Source organism: Solwaraspora sp. WMMA2065 (assembly GCF_030345075.1).
Lineage (GTDB): Bacteria > Actinomycetota > Actinomycetes > Mycobacteriales > Micromonosporaceae > Micromonospora_E.
Window position 1 is genome coordinate 658,797 of record NZ_CP128361.1, and the last position, 15,964, is coordinate 674,760.

Annotated in this window: 14 protein-coding genes; 12 read left to right on the top strand and 2 right to left on the bottom strand. The window is 71.6% G+C overall.

All coding sequences use genetic code 11. From position 1 onward, the window contains the following. Window positions 1-94 precede the first annotated feature (94 nt). From O7610_RS03035 to O7610_RS03055, 5 genes are all read left to right on the top strand, one after another. Window positions 95-274, top strand: a complete 180-nt coding sequence (locus O7610_RS03035; protein WP_289212583.1) for a hypothetical protein — start codon at window positions 95-97, stop codon at window positions 272-274. Further along, window positions 271-1,521, top strand: a complete 1,251-nt coding sequence (locus tag O7610_RS03040) for a helix-turn-helix domain-containing protein (RefSeq protein WP_289212584.1) — start codon at window positions 271-273, stop codon at window positions 1,519-1,521. The genes O7610_RS03035 and O7610_RS03040 overlap by 4 nt, the downstream gene beginning before the upstream one ends. Before the next feature lie 73 nt (window positions 1,522-1,594). Continuing rightward, the gene (locus tag O7610_RS03045; RefSeq protein ID WP_289212585.1) at window positions 1,595-2,383 is read left to right on the top strand and encodes a sugar phosphate isomerase/epimerase family protein; all 789 of its coding nucleotides are present in this window, start codon (window positions 1,595-1,597) and stop codon (window positions 2,381-2,383) included. Then, on the top strand, window positions 2,373-4,295 hold the full coding sequence (locus tag O7610_RS03050; RefSeq protein WP_289212586.1) for a heparinase II/III domain-containing protein: 1,923 nt from the start codon (window positions 2,373-2,375) through the stop codon (window positions 4,293-4,295). The genes O7610_RS03045 and O7610_RS03050 overlap by 11 nt, the downstream gene beginning before the upstream one ends. Then, the gene (locus tag O7610_RS03055; RefSeq protein ID WP_289212587.1) at window positions 4,292-6,286 is read left to right on the top strand and encodes a DUF2264 domain-containing protein; all 1,995 of its coding nucleotides are present in this window, start codon (window positions 4,292-4,294) and stop codon (window positions 6,284-6,286) included. Before O7610_RS03050 ends, O7610_RS03055 begins: the two co-directional genes overlap by 4 nt. Before the next feature lie 2 nt (window positions 6,287-6,288). Here O7610_RS03055 and O7610_RS03060 read toward each other — a convergent pair whose 3' ends face one another. Further along, window positions 6,289-7,386: a LacI family DNA-binding transcriptional regulator gene (locus O7610_RS03060; protein WP_281554235.1), complete on the bottom strand. Its 1,098-nt coding sequence runs from the start codon at window positions 7,384-7,386 to the stop codon at window positions 6,289-6,291. A gap of 165 nt (window positions 7,387-7,551) precedes the next feature. On the opposite strand from O7610_RS03060, the gene O7610_RS03065 reads away from it, so the two are divergent. The 6 genes from O7610_RS03065 to O7610_RS03090 are packed head-to-tail and all read left to right on the top strand — an operon-like array spanning window position 7,552 to window position 12,796. Then, complete coding sequence (locus tag O7610_RS03065) at window positions 7,552-8,565, top strand: hydroxyacid dehydrogenase (protein ID WP_281555535.1); 1,014 nt, start codon at window positions 7,552-7,554, stop codon at window positions 8,563-8,565. 57 nt (window positions 8,566-8,622) lie between these two features. Continuing rightward, window positions 8,623-9,909: an ABC transporter substrate-binding protein gene (locus tag O7610_RS03070; protein ID WP_289212588.1), complete on the top strand. Its 1,287-nt coding sequence runs from the start codon at window positions 8,623-8,625 to the stop codon at window positions 9,907-9,909. Between the two features lie 8 nt (window positions 9,910-9,917). Continuing rightward, window positions 9,918-10,865, top strand: coding sequence for a carbohydrate ABC transporter permease (locus O7610_RS03075; protein ID WP_281554237.1), 948 nt, complete (start codon window positions 9,918-9,920; stop codon window positions 10,863-10,865). Beyond that, window positions 10,862-11,683, top strand: a complete 822-nt coding sequence (locus O7610_RS03080; protein ID WP_281554238.1) for a carbohydrate ABC transporter permease — start codon at window positions 10,862-10,864, stop codon at window positions 11,681-11,683. The genes O7610_RS03075 and O7610_RS03080 overlap by 4 nt, the downstream gene beginning before the upstream one ends. Window positions 11,684-11,694: 11 nt before the next feature. Then, window positions 11,695-12,414 (top strand): DUF624 domain-containing protein, encoded by a 720-nt coding sequence (locus O7610_RS03085; protein ID WP_289212589.1) that lies wholly within the window; start codon window positions 11,695-11,697, stop codon window positions 12,412-12,414. A gap of 10 nt (window positions 12,415-12,424) precedes the next feature. Next, window positions 12,425-12,796: a hypothetical protein gene (locus O7610_RS03090; protein WP_289212590.1), complete on the top strand. Its 372-nt coding sequence runs from the start codon at window positions 12,425-12,427 to the stop codon at window positions 12,794-12,796. A gap of 1 nt (window position 12,797) precedes the next feature. On the opposite strand, the gene O7610_RS03095 is transcribed toward O7610_RS03090, so the two are convergent. After that, window positions 12,798-14,291 (bottom strand): IS4 family transposase, encoded by a 1,494-nt coding sequence (locus O7610_RS03095; protein WP_289212591.1) that lies wholly within the window; start codon window positions 14,289-14,291, stop codon window positions 12,798-12,800. 427 nt (window positions 14,292-14,718) lie between these two features. Between O7610_RS03095 and O7610_RS03100 the strand changes: the two genes are divergently transcribed. Then, window positions 14,719-15,840 (top strand): helix-turn-helix domain-containing protein, encoded by a 1,122-nt coding sequence (locus tag O7610_RS03100; RefSeq protein WP_289213559.1) that lies wholly within the window; start codon window positions 14,719-14,721, stop codon window positions 15,838-15,840. Window positions 15,841-15,964: the final 124 nt, after the last annotated feature.

A 15,964-nucleotide genomic window follows, 5' to 3' on the forward strand; every position in this document is an offset into this window, starting at 1 on the left:
CGGGTCGCATGAGCCGGCGCATGAGCCGTGTCGGCCTGCGTGGACGTGCGCGGTGTGCCCGGACGGCACGCCGTGGCCGTGTTCCCCGGCGCGGGTGCAGCTGACCGAGGCGTACGCCGTCGACCCGATCGGTCTGGCGGCGGACCTGGCGGCGATGATGCCGCGCGCCGCCGACGAGGCCGGCATCGTCGACCCGGCGGAGCTGCACGAACGGTTCGTCTCGTGGACGTTCGCCGGCGCGGCCGCGCCGGCACCCGAGGTGAAGCGGCGGTGACGGTCGACGGTGGCGCCGTACGGGTCCGTGACGACCTGCCGATCGGTCGCCGGGTGGCGCAGTGGCGGGCCCGGCGGCGGATGACCCAGCAGGTGTTCGCCGACCGGATCGGCAAGTCGAAAAGCTGGGTCGACAAGGTCGAACGCGGTGCCCGCCGGTTGGACAGGTTCTCGGTGATCCACCAGATCGCCGAGGTGCTGCGGGTCGACCCGGCCGAACTCGTCGGCGCGGCCGGGTCGACGACCCCGCCACCGGGAGTCGGTTCGGCGGCGCCCGGGGTGGAGGCGGTGCGCGCCGCCCTCGCCTGCTACGACATCTTCGGCGTTGCTGCCGTCGCCGACACCGGCACGGCACCGCCGGATGTCGGAGCGACCACCCGGCGGGTCGAGCATGCCTGGCTGGCGTACCGGCACGCCCACTACCCGCAGCTGCTGCGAATGCTGCCCGACCTGCTCACCGCCGCGCGGCGGCGGCACGCCGCCGACCCGGTCGGTGGCGCGCAACCGCTGGTGCAGGTGTACCGGATCGCCTCGTCGGTGCTGGTCAAGCTCGACGAAACCGACCTGGCCTGGTTGGCGGCCGACCGGGCGATGACGGTCGCGTCGACCGCCGGTGATCCGCTGCTGGCGGCGACGGCGGCGGTGCCGCTGGGGCAGACGCTGCGGGCGGTGGGCCACGGCAGGTTGGCGATGTCGGCGACGATCGCCGCCGCGCACCGACTCGACCCGGCCGGCCCGGCCGACGACGGTCCGCCGCCGCGGCTGTCGGTGTACGGCACGCTGCTGCTGCAGGCCGCGTTGGCCGCCGCCGAATGCGACGACGCCGCCGCCGTGCGGGAGCTGACCGGGCAGGCCGGAGACGTCGCTGACCAGATCGGCGACGGTCATGACCACCAGTGGAGCGGGTTCGGGCCGACGGCGGTCGAGCTGGCCCGGGTGGCGGCGGCCGCCGACCTCGGCGAGGCGGAAGAAGCGGTACGCCGGCATGCCGCGCTCGTGCGGCGTCCCGCCTGGCGCGGGTTGCCGGCCGAGCACCGGGCGGCGTACCTGGTCGACGTGGCGCGGGCGGCACTGCAGTCCGGTGACCTGGTCACGGCGGGCCGGTCGCTGGTCGACGCCGACCGGGTCGCGTCCGCCGAGGTCCGGCTGCGGCCGTCCGCCCGTACGGTGGTCGCCGAGGTCGCCCGGTGCGCGCCGTCGGCTGCCGGTGTGGCCGGGTTGGCCGCGACGCTCGGGCTGACCCGGTGAGGCTGTTGCACTCGTCCGGACCGCTGCTCTAGGGTCGCGCGGAAAGCGCTTGCCGACCCAGCGAGGAGGGCGCGTGCCGGCGACCAGTCCGAAGATCCACAGCGGCATGTGTTCCGTCACCCTGCGGCAGCAGCCGGCTTCGGCAGTGCTGGACGTCGCCGCACGGGCCGGCCTGCGTCGCGTCGAATGGGGCGCCGACGTGCACGTACCGCCGGGTGACACCCGCACCGCGACCTCGGTGCGCGACGCCGGCCTGGACCGGGGCGTCGGGGTCGCCTCCTACGGCTCCTACTTCCGGGCCGGCTCCGACCCGGACGAGGACTTTCCGGCCGTACTCGCCAGCGCGGTCGCGCTCGGCGCACCCCGGATCCGGATCTGGGCCGGCACGCTCGGCTCCGCGCAGGCCAGCGCCGACGAGCGCCGCGCGGTCGTGACCGCCACCCGGGCCGCCGCGCATCTGGCCGCCGACGCCGGCGTCACCCTCGCCTTCGAATACCACTCCGGCACGTTGACCGACACCGCCGAGTCGACGCTGCGGCTGCTCGCCGACGTCGACCATCCGGCGGTACGCACGTACTGGCAGCCGCCGCTCGACCTGCCCGACGCCGCCGCCGTCGACGACCTGCGGCAGGTGATGCCCTGGGTCGACGCGGTGCATGTCTTCTCCTGGTGGCCCGGCTACCAGCGGCTGCCGTTGACCGCCCGCGATCGACTCTGGCGCGACGTTCTCGCCGAGCTGCGCGGTACCGGCCGCGACTTTGACACCCTGCTGGAGTTCGTGATCGACGACGATCCCGACCGGGTCGCGATCGAAGCGGCGACGCTGACCCGACTGATCACAACGGACCGTCGTGCCGGCTGAGCCAGACCCGGCGGCAGCAGCGGCAACGGCCGGGCCCGGACCGCTCGCCCGTCGGTGGGCGGCGCTGGACCCGCAGCTGCGGACGGCAGCGCTCGGCCGGGCACGGCAGGTGTACGACATCGGCGGCACCGGCCGGGCGGCCTGGCCGCACGTCGACGACGTCACCGAGCGGGCCATCGTGGCCGCCGCCGAGGCCGACCGGGGCACCGCCTGGCCCCGACTGCTGCTGTCCGACTACGCCCGCTACTGGCGCGACGGGGTCCGGACAGCGTACGAGCAGCCCGCCGGTGGGCTGCGGCGGCGTACCGCCACAGCCGCGCTGGCCGCCGCGCTGCACGGCCAGCCCTACCTCGACGAGGCCGCCGACGGGCTGCTGCAGCTCTGCGAGCAGACCACCTGGTGCTGGGCCGCGCACGAGCAGTTTGCCGCCGACCGCCGGCACGTGGTGCCCGACGTCGACCGGCCGTACCTGGACCTCGGGGCCGCCGAGACGGTGGCCGTGCTTGCCTGGGCCGACCTGATCCTCGGCGCGACGCTCGACGAGCGCACCCCGGGGCTGCGCCAGCGGATCCGCCGGGAGACCCGCGCCCGGGTGATCGAGCCGTTCCTGGGCAGCCGTGACTGGCACTGGCTCGGCCTGGACGGGCACCTGCACAACTGGAACCCGTGGATCCACGGCCATCTGCTGGCCGCCGCGTTGTTCCTGGTCGACGACGCGGACATTCGGACCCAGGTGGTCGACCTTGTCGTCGACGGGCTCGACCGCTACCTCGGCTCGCTGCCCGCCGACGGCGGCTGCGACGAAGGGTACGCGTACTGGTGGAACGGCCCGGCCCGGCTGGCCGAAGCGCTCGACCTGCTCGACCGGGTCCTCGACGGGCGGTTGGATCCGTGGCGGTGGGCGCCGCTGCCGCAGCTGGCCCGCTACCCGCACCGGATGGCCCTCGGCGGCGGCTGGTACGTCAACGTCGGCGACGGCCCGGCCCGGCCGAGCGACGCGCAGCCGTGGCAGGTCCTGCACCGCTGGGGCCGGGCCACCGGCGACCGGCAGGTGATCGACTTCGCGGCCAGTCACCGTACCCTGGGCGAACCGGCCGTGACGGTCGCCGCCGGGCTGGGCCGGGCGGTACGCGGGCTGACGGATTCGCGGTGGTTCACCCAACCACCGACCGCTCCGCCGCTGCCGGTCACCACCTGGCTGCCCGACCTGCAACTACTGGTCAGCCGGGAACGGGCCGGCAGCTCGGCCGGGCTGACCGTCGCGGTCAAGGGTGGGCACAACGACGAGAACCACAACCACAACGACGTCGGCTCGTACCTCGTCGCCCTGGACGGGTGCCCGGTGCTGGTCGACCTCGGCCAGCCCACCTACACCGCGATCTCGTTCACCGACCGCCGGTACGAACAGTGGGTCACCCGCAGCCAGTGGCACAACCTGCCGGTCGTCGGCGGTCACGGTCAGGCCGCGGGCCGCGACTTCCGGGCGTCGGCGGTCGCCGTCGACACCGGTGCCGACGCCGACGCGCTGCGCCTCGACCTGGCTGGTGCCTACCCGCCGGAGGCCGGCTGTCGGTCCTGGCGGCGGCAGGTGCGGCTGGACCGACGCCGGTCGACGGTGACCGTCACCGAGCGGTGGCGCGTCGACGACCCGACCGGGCTGCGGCTGCACCACGTCCTCGCCGGCGAGCCGCTGGCCCACGTCGCCGGGCGGCTCGCCGTACGGGCCCTGGCCGGCGGGATCCTCATGCTGACCTGGGAACCGCAGCTCGGTGCCGGTCGGCTGGACCGGCAGCCGGTCGACGACCCGCTGCTGCGCGACGTCTGGGGCGACGCCGTGCACCGGCTGGTGCTCACCCTGCCGGCCCAGCGGACCGGCTCCGTCACCGTGACCGTCTCCGGAGGTCCCGAATGAACGCCGATGACCAGGCTGCCGAGGAGCAGATCGCCGACGACCGGCGGCTGTCCCCGTACACCGGTTACACCCGCGCGCACTGGGGGGCGGCCGCCGACCGGATGCTGCTGGCGCTGCGTCCGTACGCCTCGCCCGACCACGCCCGGATCGACCTGCCCGGCCGGCCGAGCGCCTACGGCCCGGACAGCGACTCGCTGGAGGCGTTCGCCCGGTCGTTCCTGCTGGCGGCGGTGCGGCTACGCGGCGAGGCCGGCGCCGACCCGCACGGGCTGGCCGACTGGTACGCCGCCGGGCTGCGCGCCGGCACCGACCCGACCTCGCCGACCGCCTGGCCCCGCCCCGACCGGCTGGACCAGGCCAAGGTCGAAGCCTGCTCGATCGCGCTCGGGCTGCACCTGACCCGCCCCTGGCTGTGGGACCGGCTCGACGAGGCGACCCGGCAGCGGACCGTCGACTGGCTCGGCAGCGTCGTCGGGCAGCGGTACCCGCCGATCAACTGGGTGTGGTTCCAGATCGTCGTGGAGACCTTCCTGCGCTCGGTCGGCGGCCCCTGGTCGACTGAGGACATCGAATCCGGGCTGCGGGTGCACGAGTCGCTGTACCGGGCCGACGGCTGGTACTCCGACGGACCGGAGCGGTCCTACGACCACTACGTCGGCTGGGCGTTGCACGTCTATCCGCTGCTCTGGGCCGACCAGGCCGGTGAGCTGTGCCCCGACGGGCTGCGTCAGGCGTGGCGTCAGCGGCTCGCGGCGTTCCTCGACGACGCGGTCCGGCTGATCGGGGCCGACGGGTCGCCGCTGATGCAGGGCCGCAGCCTGGCGTACCGGTTCGCGGCGGCCGCACCGCTGTGGGTCGGGGCGATGACCGGCGCGACCGAGGTGGCGCCGGGGGTGTTGCGCCGGGCGGCGAGCGGGATGCTGCGTCACTTTCACGACCACGGGGCACCGGACCGGCGTGGCCTGCTGCCCATCGGCTGGCACCATGAATGGCCGGCGATGGCCCAGTCGTACTCGGGGCCCGGGTCGCCGTACTGGGCGGCGAAGGGGATGCTGGGGCTGGCCCTGCCGGCCGATCATCCGGTGTGGACGGCGACCGAACAGCCGTTGCCGGTCGAGCGGGCGGACCTGCTGGTGGCGGTGCCGACGCCGGGCTGGCTGGTCACCGGCACCCGCCGTGACGGTGTGGTCCGGGTGGTCAACCACGGCACCGACCACTCGGTGCCCGGCGACGAGCGCGCCGACTCGCCGCTGTACGCCCGGCTCGGCTATTCGACGGCGACGATGCCGCCGCTGACCGGGGCCACCGTTGGCGACCCGTCGGACAATTCGGTCGCCGTCGTCGACGCGACGGGCCGGCGCAGTCACCGCAACGGGTTCGTGACGGTCGACTGCCGGCTGGTCGACGGGGTCGGTTGGGCGGTGTCGCGGGCCGACGCCCACTGGGTCGACACCGACGATGACGCCGGCCCGGACCACGGGTCCGGCCGGCGGGGCCGGCTGCGCCGGGGCCCGGTGGTGACGGTGGCCTCGGCGGTGCGCGGCCCGACCGAGGTGCGGCTGGCCCGGGTCGACTCCGCCGACGGTCTCGACGGCGGCACCGGGCTGGAGTTCAGCGGCTGGCCGGTCGCCGGTGACGTACCGCCGCCGGCGCGTACCGGCGACGACCCGCCGGTGTCCGTCGTGGCCGGTGCCGCGGTGACGTCCCGGCTGGTCGGCCTGACCGGCTTCGAGCATGCGCTGGTACGCCGCGAGCGGGGTACCTCGCCGCTGGGTGATCAGGTGGCGGTGCCGGTGTTGCGGACCGCCGCCGCGCCGACACCCGGCCGGGTGTACGTCGCCGCCGTGACCCTGACCGGCGCCGGGGGAGACCCGGCCGACGCGGCGGTGCCGGTGGTGACGGTGACGGCCGGCGGCGCGGGCGACTCGGTCGACATCCGCTGGCCGGACGGTCACGCCTCGACGCTGCTGCTGCCGGCCGCGCCGGGGTGAGCTCAGCGGGTCGGCCGGGGCGTGGACGAGTCACGGATCACCAGTTCGGGGGTGATCAGCACCCGTTGCACGGGGCGGCGTCGGCCCTCGACCAGCCGGGCCACCATCAGCTCGACCGCCACCCGGCCCACCTGGCTCTTCGGTGGGCGGACGGAACTGAGCGCCGGCTCGGCCAGGTGTGCCACCTCGTCGTCGTAGGAGACCAGGGCGAGCTGGTCGGGGATCGGCACGCCCTGCTCGGCGCAGTACTGCGCGACCGACATGGCGTCCGGGTCGCCGTGCACGATCAGCGCGGTGACGCCTTCGCGGCGGCACCGCCGCAGCACGTCGCCGATGATCCCCCGGTGCCCCGGGGAGTCCAACGCGACCGCCTCCCGGATGACCAGGTCGGCGGGCAGGCCGAGGTCCGCACAGGCCAGCGCCCAGCCCTGGGCGAGGTGGGCGGAGGTGGGGCTGCCCTTGGACAGCACCAGCCCGATCCGGCGGTGACCGTGTTCGTGCAGGTGCCGTACGGCCATCTCCAGGCCGAGGGCGTGGTCGCTGCGGACCCATTCGAGCTGGCGCAGGGTCGGGGTCCACCGGGGGGCCTGCCGTTCCACCAGGATCGTCGGCACCGGCAGGTTGCCGATCCAGGCGATCATGTCGGCGGTGCCGTCGGTGTCCAGGCTGGGTGCCAGCAGCAGACCCTGCACCTGCTGCGCGTCGATCAGCCGGGTGATCTGCCGGCGGTCCTCGGTCGGGTCGTAGCTCGACCCGCGCAGCTGGATGTGCACGCCGAGCGAGGCGGCGGCGCTGCGGGCGCCGGTGACGATCTGCGGCCAGTAGTAGTCCAGTGACGGCACGACCATGCCGATGGTGAACCGGGTCGGTGCCACCCGGGGCCGTCGCGGTGCGGGCCCGAGCTGGGTGGGCAGCGTGGCGCCACCGTGCACCCTGGTCAGCAGGTTGCTCTCGGCCAGGGCGGCGATGTCGCGCCGGACGGTCAGCTCGCTGACCCCGAGCAGCGGGGCGAGGTCGGCCACTCGTACCGAGCCGTGTCGGCGCAACTCCTCCAGCAGCCGCTCCCGGCGCTGCAGGTTGAACATCCGATCCGCCGGCATGGGCACTCCCGTCCATGTTCGTTCGCGAACGTTTCCGACCGAATGAGATCGGCTGGTAGCGAGCATGTTCACCGAAGGTTAACCATGTCACATCGGCGAATCCAGCAGGTCCCCACGACGTCGGACGTCGGCCGGAGATTCGCCACCCGAGGAGACACGTTGACGGTGCACACCCCGCCGCAGGCGCTCGTCGTGATGGACCGGGACTCCTACCGGGCCCACTTCGACGAGGCTCGGCTGGAGCGCCTCGGCCGCGTCGTCGTCCTGGCCGATCCGGTCTGGGCCGACGAACTCGACTCGCCTGCCGTGCGCGCCCGACTGGCCACGGTCGAGACGCTGGTGACGTCCTGGGGAGCACCCCCGCTGACCAGGCAGCGGCTGGACACCGCGCCGGCCCTGCGCGCCGTCTTCCACGCCGCCGGCAGCGTCCGCTCCCTGGTGACCGACGAGGTGTGGCGGCGCGGCATCCAGGTCAGCACCGCCGCCGACGCCAACGCCGTGCCGGTCGCCGAGTACACCCTGGCCGCGATCATCTTCGCCGGCAAGAAGGTGCCGTTCATCGCCGCCGACCCCGACCGGGCGTACCGGGGATGGAGCCACCACCACGGGCACGGCGACCTGTCCAACTACCGCCGGACCATCGGCGTCGTCGGCTTCTCCCGGATCGGCCGGCGGGTCGTCGACCTGATCGGCTGCCTCGACTCGGCCCGCTGCCTGGTCGCCGACCCGTACGCCGACCCGGCCGAGGTCGCCGCAGCCGGCGCGACCCTGGTCGAGCTGGCCGAGCTGCTGCCGCACAGCGACATCCTCACCCTGCACGCGCCCGAGCTGCCCAGCACGCACCGCATGATCGGCGCGGCCGAACTCGCGCTGCTGCCCGACCACGCGACCGTGATCAACACGGCCCGGGGCAGCCTGGTCGACCCGGCGGCGCTCGCCGCCGAGTGCCGCTCCGGCCGGCTGTACGCGATCCTCGACGTCACCGACCCCGAACCGCTACCCGTCGACGCCGCCCTGCGCGGCAGCCCGAACGTCATGGTAAGCCCGCACCTGGCCGGTTCCCTCGGCACCGAGATCCACCGGCTTACCGACCACACCCTCGACGAACTCGTCCGCTGGACCGTCGGGGAACCGCTGCATGCCGAAGTCACCCCGGACGCGTTCACGTTGCACGCCTGACCGGCCGGGCTCCGTACCCCCACGAAACCCCGCACCCTCCGCAAAAGGAGTCACCTGATGAACCGACACACCGGCAGGATGAACCGACACATCGGCAGGGCGGTGGCCGCCGCCACCGCACTGGTTCTCGTCACCGCCGGCTGCGGCGGTGGCGACGAGCCGGCCGTCGGCGACGACGGCCGCGAGATCCTCACCATCGCCCTGTGGAACTACGACAGCACCCCCGAGTTCGCGGCCCTGATCGACGGGTTCGAGGCCGCCCACCCGGACATCGATGTGCAGCCGGTCGACATCCTCGCCGACGACTACTCCGAGAAGGTCACCACCATGCTGGCCGGCGGTGACCAGACCGACGTGCTCACCATGAAGAACGTCACCGACTACTCCCGCTACGCGCTGCGTGGCCAGTTGGCGTCGGTCGCCGACGAGGCGGCCGACCTCGACCAGAGCAAGTATCTCGGCCTGGAGCCGTTCGACCTCGACGGGGACTACTTCGCGCTGCCGTACCGGCAGGACTTCTGGGTGCTGTACTACAACAAGGCCATGCTCGCCGACACCGGCGCCGACCTGACCAGCCTCACCTGGGCCGAGTACGCCGACCTGGCCAAGCAGCTGACCAGCGGCAGCGGCCAGGACACCGTCTACGGCACCTACCACCACACCTGGCGCTCCATCATCCACTCGACGGCGGCGGCGCAGAGCGGCGGCGACCTCGTCGGCGGCGAGTACGGCTTCCTCAAGGACCGCTACCAGATGGTGCTCGACCTGCAGGACGCCGGTGCCACCCTGCCGTGGGCGACCGCGTCGACGCAGAAGGTCCAGTACCACACGATGTTCTCCACCGGGCAGGCCGCGATGCTGCCGATGGGCACCTGGTACGCCGCCCGGTTGATCGAGGAGAAGAAGGCCGGCGACATCGACGTCGACTGGGGCATCGCCCCGCTGCCGCAGGTCACCGAGGGCGGCCCGGTCACCACCTTCGGCTCGCCGACCGCGTTCGCGGTCAACAACAAGGCCCGCAACTCCGAGGCCGCCCGGACCTTCGTCGCCTGGGCCGCCGGCCCCGAGGGCGCGGCGGCGATCGCCAGCATCGGCGTCTACCCGGCCTACTCCGACGAGACGATCACCGAGACCTACTTCGGTGTCGACGGCATGACCAACGACGAGGTCGCCCAGGCGGCGTTCCAGCCCGACGAGGTGATGCTGGAGATGCCGGTCAGCGAGAAATCCTCCGATGTGGATGTCATCCTCACCGAGGAGCACGAGCTGATCATGATCGGCGAGCGGTCCGTCGACGACGGGCTCGCCGAGATGGGCGAGCGGGTCACCTCCGAGGTCGACTGACCCGCACCATGGCGATCCACACCCCGATCGACACCGTACGCACACCGGCACCCGGCGGTCCGCCGCCGGGTGCCGGTGCGGCACGTCGGCTGCGCCGACGCAACACCCTGGCCGGCTGGAGCTTCATCCTGCCGAACTTCGTCGGCTTCGCCGCGCTCACCCTGGTGCCCGTCGTCGCCGCGCTGGCGCTGGCCTTCATGGAGTGGAACTCCTACAGCACCCCGGAATGGGTCGGGCTGGACAACTTCCGCCGGATGGTGGGCAGCGAGACCTTCTGGACCGCGCTGTACAACACCACCTACTACGCGCTCGGCCACATCCCGTTGACCCTGGTCGCCGCGCTCGGCTTCGCCGTACTGCTCAACCGGGCGCTGCGCGGCGTACGGTTCTTCCGTACCGCGTTGTTCTTCCCCTACATCACCGCGCTGGTCGCGGTGGCCGTGGTGTGGAACATGCTGTTCAACCCCGACGCCGGGCCGGTCAACCAGCTGCTGCGGGCGATCGGCGTCGACAACCCGCCGGGCTGGACCACCTCGACGACCTGGGCGATGCCGGCGGTCATCATCACCAGCGTCTGGCGGGACATGGGCTACTACATGGTGCTCTACCTGGCCGGGCTGCAGACCATCCCGGCCGAGCTGTACGAGGCGGCCCGCACCGACGGGGCGTCGGCCTGGCAGCGGTTCCGACACATCACCGTGCCGTCGCTGCGGCCCACCACCTTCTTCGTGCTGATCATGCTGACCATCTCCAGCTTCAAGGTGTTCGACCTGATCCAGGTGATGACCGAGGGCGGTCCGGGCCGCGCCACGCTGGTGCTGTCGCAGCTGATCTTCCGGGAGGGGATCACCCAGGGCCGGTTCGGCTACTCGTCGGCGATCGCCATGGTGCTGTTCGTGGTCGTCCTGGTGATCACCGTGGTCCAGTTCCAGCTGCAACGGAGGGGGGAACGATGAGCCTCGCCGTGCTGCGCCGGGCCGTCCTGCAGGTGCTGCTCACCGTCCTCGGCCTGGCCGTGCTGGTGCCGTTCGCCTGGATGCTGGTCTCCTCGGTCAAGCTGGACTCGCAGGTGCTCACCGTGCCGATCCAGTGGATTCCGCAGGAGTTCCACTTCGACAACTACGTCCGCATCTGGGACCGGATCCCGCTCGGCACCTACCTGTACAACTCGATGTTCCTCAGCGTCACCATCACCTTCCTTCAGGTGCTCACCGGCAGCTTCGCCGCGTACGGCTTCGCGAAGATCAGCTTCCCGGGCCGAGACCTGCTGTTCCTCGCCTACATCGCCACGATCGCCGTGCCGTGGCAGGCGTACATGGTGCCGCAGTACATCATCATGGAGCGGCTCGGCCTGGTGAACACCCACCTGTCGCTGATCCTGCTGCAGGCGTTCGGGGCGTTCGGCGTGTTCCTGATGCGGCAGTACTACCTGACCATCCCCGACGAGCTGACCGAGGCCGCCCGCATCGACGGCCTCAACGAGTACGGCATCTGGGCGCGGATCGTGCTGCCGTTGTCCAAGCCGGCGCTGGCCAGCCTGGCGCTGCTCACCTTCGTCAACACCTGGAACGACTACATGGGACCGTTCATCTACCTGACCAGCAACGACCTGTGGACCGTACAGATCGGGCTGCGGACCTTCATCGGGCTCTACGAGGCCGAGTACGCGATGATCATGACCGGTTCGGTGCTGTCGATCCTGCCGATCCTGCTCGTCTTCCTGTTCGGCCAGCGCTACTTCGTGCAGGGCATCGCCACGAGTGGGTTGAAATGACGGCGGCCGGGGTGCGGCAACCCGTCCGGCAACCGCTGCGGCCCTCGCTGGCCGCGCGGGTCAACGTCGGCGCGGACACCTGGTCAACGATCTGGTCACTGGTGCACCGGGTGCTGGTGGTCAACCTCGGGCTGGCCATCACCAACCTGCCGCTGCTGGTCGCGCTGGCCGTGGTCGCCCAGCCGTGGCGCTACCCGGTCTTCTTCGGGCTGCTGTCGGTCAGCATCGGGCCGGCGGTCGCCGCAGCGTTCGGCTACCTGCGGCAGGCCGAGGACGACGACCGGGCACCCGTACGTGAGTACTTCCGCGCGTACCGGCGGAACTTCGCCGCAGCGACGCGGCGCTGGGCGGCGGCGACGGTGCTGGTGGCGGTCCTGGTGACCGACATCGTCTGGCTGCACGACGCCGGCGCTGCGGCGGTGCTCGTACCGCTGCTGGTGGTGCTGACCGTGCTGGTGGCCGCCACGACGGTCCTGCTGCTGGCCCTGGTCGAGCTGGCCCCGGACCTGGGCGTGCGCGCGGCCGTCCGGGCCGCGGCCTGGACGGCGGTACGCCGGGCGCCGCTGGGCCTGCTCAGCCTGGTCGTGCTGCTGGCCGCCCTGCTGTCGGTCAACCAGGCGCCGCTGCTGGCGCTGGCGACGCTGCCCGGCTGTGCGCTGCTGGTCGTCTGGGTCAACAGCCGCGCCGCACTGTCCGATGCCCTGCCCCTTGAATCGCCTCGGACGTACTAGCGTCGAGGGCGTGCGGAGTAACGATGAGAGCTACGAGCCGCTGACGGTGGCGGGGCTGGGCGTGCGGCTCGTCGGCGCTGACGAGGCGCGACGGTGGCGGTTGGTGGCGGAGTTCCTTGAGGAGCACCGCTGGGAGCCGGCGCAGGAGCGGGCCGCTTTGCTGGAGCAGGAGCCGGCTGTCACCGGTGACGAACACTGGGACGTGTTCCTGACCGCGTTGACGGAACACCTGGCGACCAAGGATGGTAGCAGGGCACCGGCATGGGTGGAAACACGATCACTGCGCCGGTTCTGGTTCCCGTTCAACACGCGGGCCGCGCGGGTCGACGCGGTGGTGCACGCCCCGGCAGCGTTCCGCCGTCGTGGGGTCTACGTCCACTGACCTAAACTTTGGCCGTTTTGCTGGCTTTGGGTGGGTCGATCTGGGTGATGGTTATCTCGTAGGTGACGTCGCGGGTGCGTTGTGTTCGTCGTTGTCGTTTGGTGCGGGGGCCGGTGCGGGTGCGGGTGGGCCGGTTGCGGGGTTGGGCGGCGATCGCGGTGAGCAGGGTGGTGGCGGGGTCGGGGTCGTCGTGTCCGCAGTTGACGCAGGGTGCGGAGTCCTGGCTGGCGAGGTGTGCGCGGGTCAGGGCGAGGACGGTGGCGAAGCTGACCGCGTCGGGGTCGATGTTCAGGTCGACGGCGGTGGTCACGGCGAGTCGGACGAGGGCGTTGTAGACGGTCAGTAGCGCCCAGAGTTCCTGGTGGGCCAGTTCGGGGGTCTGTCCGCGTGGTCGGGTGCCGGGTCCCCGCAGGGTGGTCTTCAGTCGTCCGTAGGTGAGTTCGATCTGCCATCGTTCGGCGTAGAGCGCGGCGAGGGCGGTGGCGGGGTGACGGTGGTGGTCGAGCAGGGTGGTCAGGACGCGGTAGCGACTGTGGGTGGTGCGGCCGGCGCGGTCGCGGGTGGTGACGGTGAACTCGACCAGACGGGCGAGTGTCGGACGGAGTCGGGGCAGACCCCGGTCGGCGCGGGTGGTGCGGCGGCGGGACAGCATCGCGTCGGACTCGGCGAGTCGCACGAGCGCGGAGCCGTCCGGGAGGACCTCGACCAGGCGGGCGGGCAGGCTCCGCGCGCCGTTCTTGACCCGCCACAGCAGGTGCGCCCCGGTGGCGGCCGCCCGCGTCCAGCGGTCCATGGAGAAGAAGCCCCGGTCGGCGAGGTTGATGGTGCCGGGTTGGAGTTGGCCGATCAGGTCGTCGGCGAGGGCCTGTTCGCTGGTCCCGGAGGAGGCGATACGGGCGGCGAGGATCCAGCGGATGCCGCAGGCGACCAGGGCGACCATCCGGGCTTGCGGGAACCGGCCGCCGGTCGGGGTGGTGAACCCGGCCCGGATCCGCGCCGTGTCGGCCAGGTCGAACACAGTGCCGTCGATCGCGGTGACCAGCAGACCGAACGCGTACGACTCGGGCCCGAACGTCGGTGTGGACCGGGCGCCGGTGGTGAACACCCGCTGGTGCACCGCCGCGGGGAGTCTGCCCCGGGCCTTCGACACCGCCGCCGCGGTCGGGGTGCCCTCCACCCGGGTCCGGGGGATCCGTGAGGTCACCCGTGCGGTCACCACCGTCGTGCTCTCCCGCCGGAACAGGCACAGCCCGAGCACGATCATCACCGTGACCGCCCCGGTCAGCACCCGCCGCCGGGCGTCGACGTGCCCCACTACGGCCTGCGCCCGCTCGATCAGTGCGGCATCGGCCAGGAGCGGCCACAACCGGCCGGTCACCTGCTCGTCGAGGGTCCCGACACCGGCGGGCCCGGCGATCACCGCTGCCCGCAGCGTCTCCCGCTGATCGGCGGCCTGTCGCACCGCACCGGCGGACAGCATGGCAGAATCCGACACCGAAGCTCCTGGTTGGAACATGTTGATCTAGTCAATCCATGTCCTACCAGGAGCTTCTTCACGTCCCGCACCCGACCCACACTCACCCCGAAACCGGCGCTATCACCCACAAAACGACCAAAGTTTAGGTCAGTGGGCCGTGCGTAACTCGACGATCTAGATATTGATCGATATTGGTACTGGTGGGCACGGGCTTTATTGTGGCGCTGCCATCAAGACCAGCGGAGATGGTGCTCGGCGCAGTGTCGTGTTCGGCCGTTGGGTGTGATCGAGGTTGTTCAGACGGTGATCCGGTCTCCGTGGTCCAGGACGCGACCCGCAGTGGTCCGTCGGTCGATCCCCGCCGGAGTATCGTCTGAGCTGATGGCGGTTGTGGATATCGGTTCGCGGAAGGCCATCGACGTTTTCGATCTTGGTGGTGACCGTCATGCCGCGTATCGTCGACCCACGTCTCCCGGCCACCCTGCGTGCGCTTCGTGAGCAGGCTGGCCTCTCTCTGCGTGATCTTGCGAAGCGGGCGTACTCAAGTCGGTCTCACCTGCATGACATTGAGCAGGGGCGCAAGTCGCCGCCTCCGGATCTGATGGTGCGTCTCGATGAGGCGCTGGGCGCGGGTGGACATCTCGCCGGGATGGTGCGTGATGATCCGGCGGGTCTGTCGGGGGAGGAGCAGCAGCGACTCCGCGCTGCCATCACGAGGCCGCGTCGGATCGACGCGGGAACGATCGACTCCCTGGCGGCGGTGCTTGCTCATCAGCGGCGGCTCGAAGACGTGGTCGGGTCGGCGGCGGTGGTCAGACCGGTGCTTGCGCAACTGTCAGCCATCGAACAACTCGTCAACGGTGCCCGGCGCGACAAGCACTGGCCGCGGCTCGTCGATGTCGCTGGCCAGTGGGCTCAGTTCGGCGGCTGGTTGTCCGCTGCGACCGGCGATCATGCGAGCAGTCGCGCGTGGTATCTCCGTGCTATGGAGTGGGCTACGGAGGCAGGCAATCCTCACCTGACGGCTACATCGCTGAGTATGCGTGGGCACCTCGCCTGGATGCGTGGCGAGACAGCCGCCATGGTGGAGCTGTCGCGTGCCGCTGCATGGCAGCCGGCCAGCCCTGGTGTACGGGGCGTTGCTGTTCAGCAGGAGGCTCGCGGTCTAGCAATTCTGGGTGACGCTGAAGGCGCTGATCGACAGCTCGACAACGCTCAAGAGCTGACAGCCCGAGCCGCTGACGCACGAGACCGCGAGCCTGACTGGCTGTACTTCCATGATCCGACGTACCTGATGATGCAACGAGGCTTGGCGCAGCGGTACTTGCGCCGATACGACCGCGCGGTGGAGCTGTTGCAATCAGGCTTGGATCAGCTGCCCGGCGAGGTGCGTCGATCGGACTGGGTCGGTTGGTACGTGTGCCAGTTGGCTGCGACACATGTGGCGGCGGGTGATCGGGACGTCGCTGCATCGTGGATCGCGGAGGCGCGAGAGATTGCTGACTCGACGGGGGCGAAGCGCCTCGCTGGGGAAGTGGCACAGGTCGAGCGGGAGATCGATTGCTGACCGCTGTCTGCCGGTCTGCGGACGCCGGTAAGACACGCACACTGTAGACCTTCACTTCACGTGCCGGGCAGGCTACTCGCAGAGGTTGCGCCGTCGCCTCCCGTATCGGGTGGTGAGTTCGGCG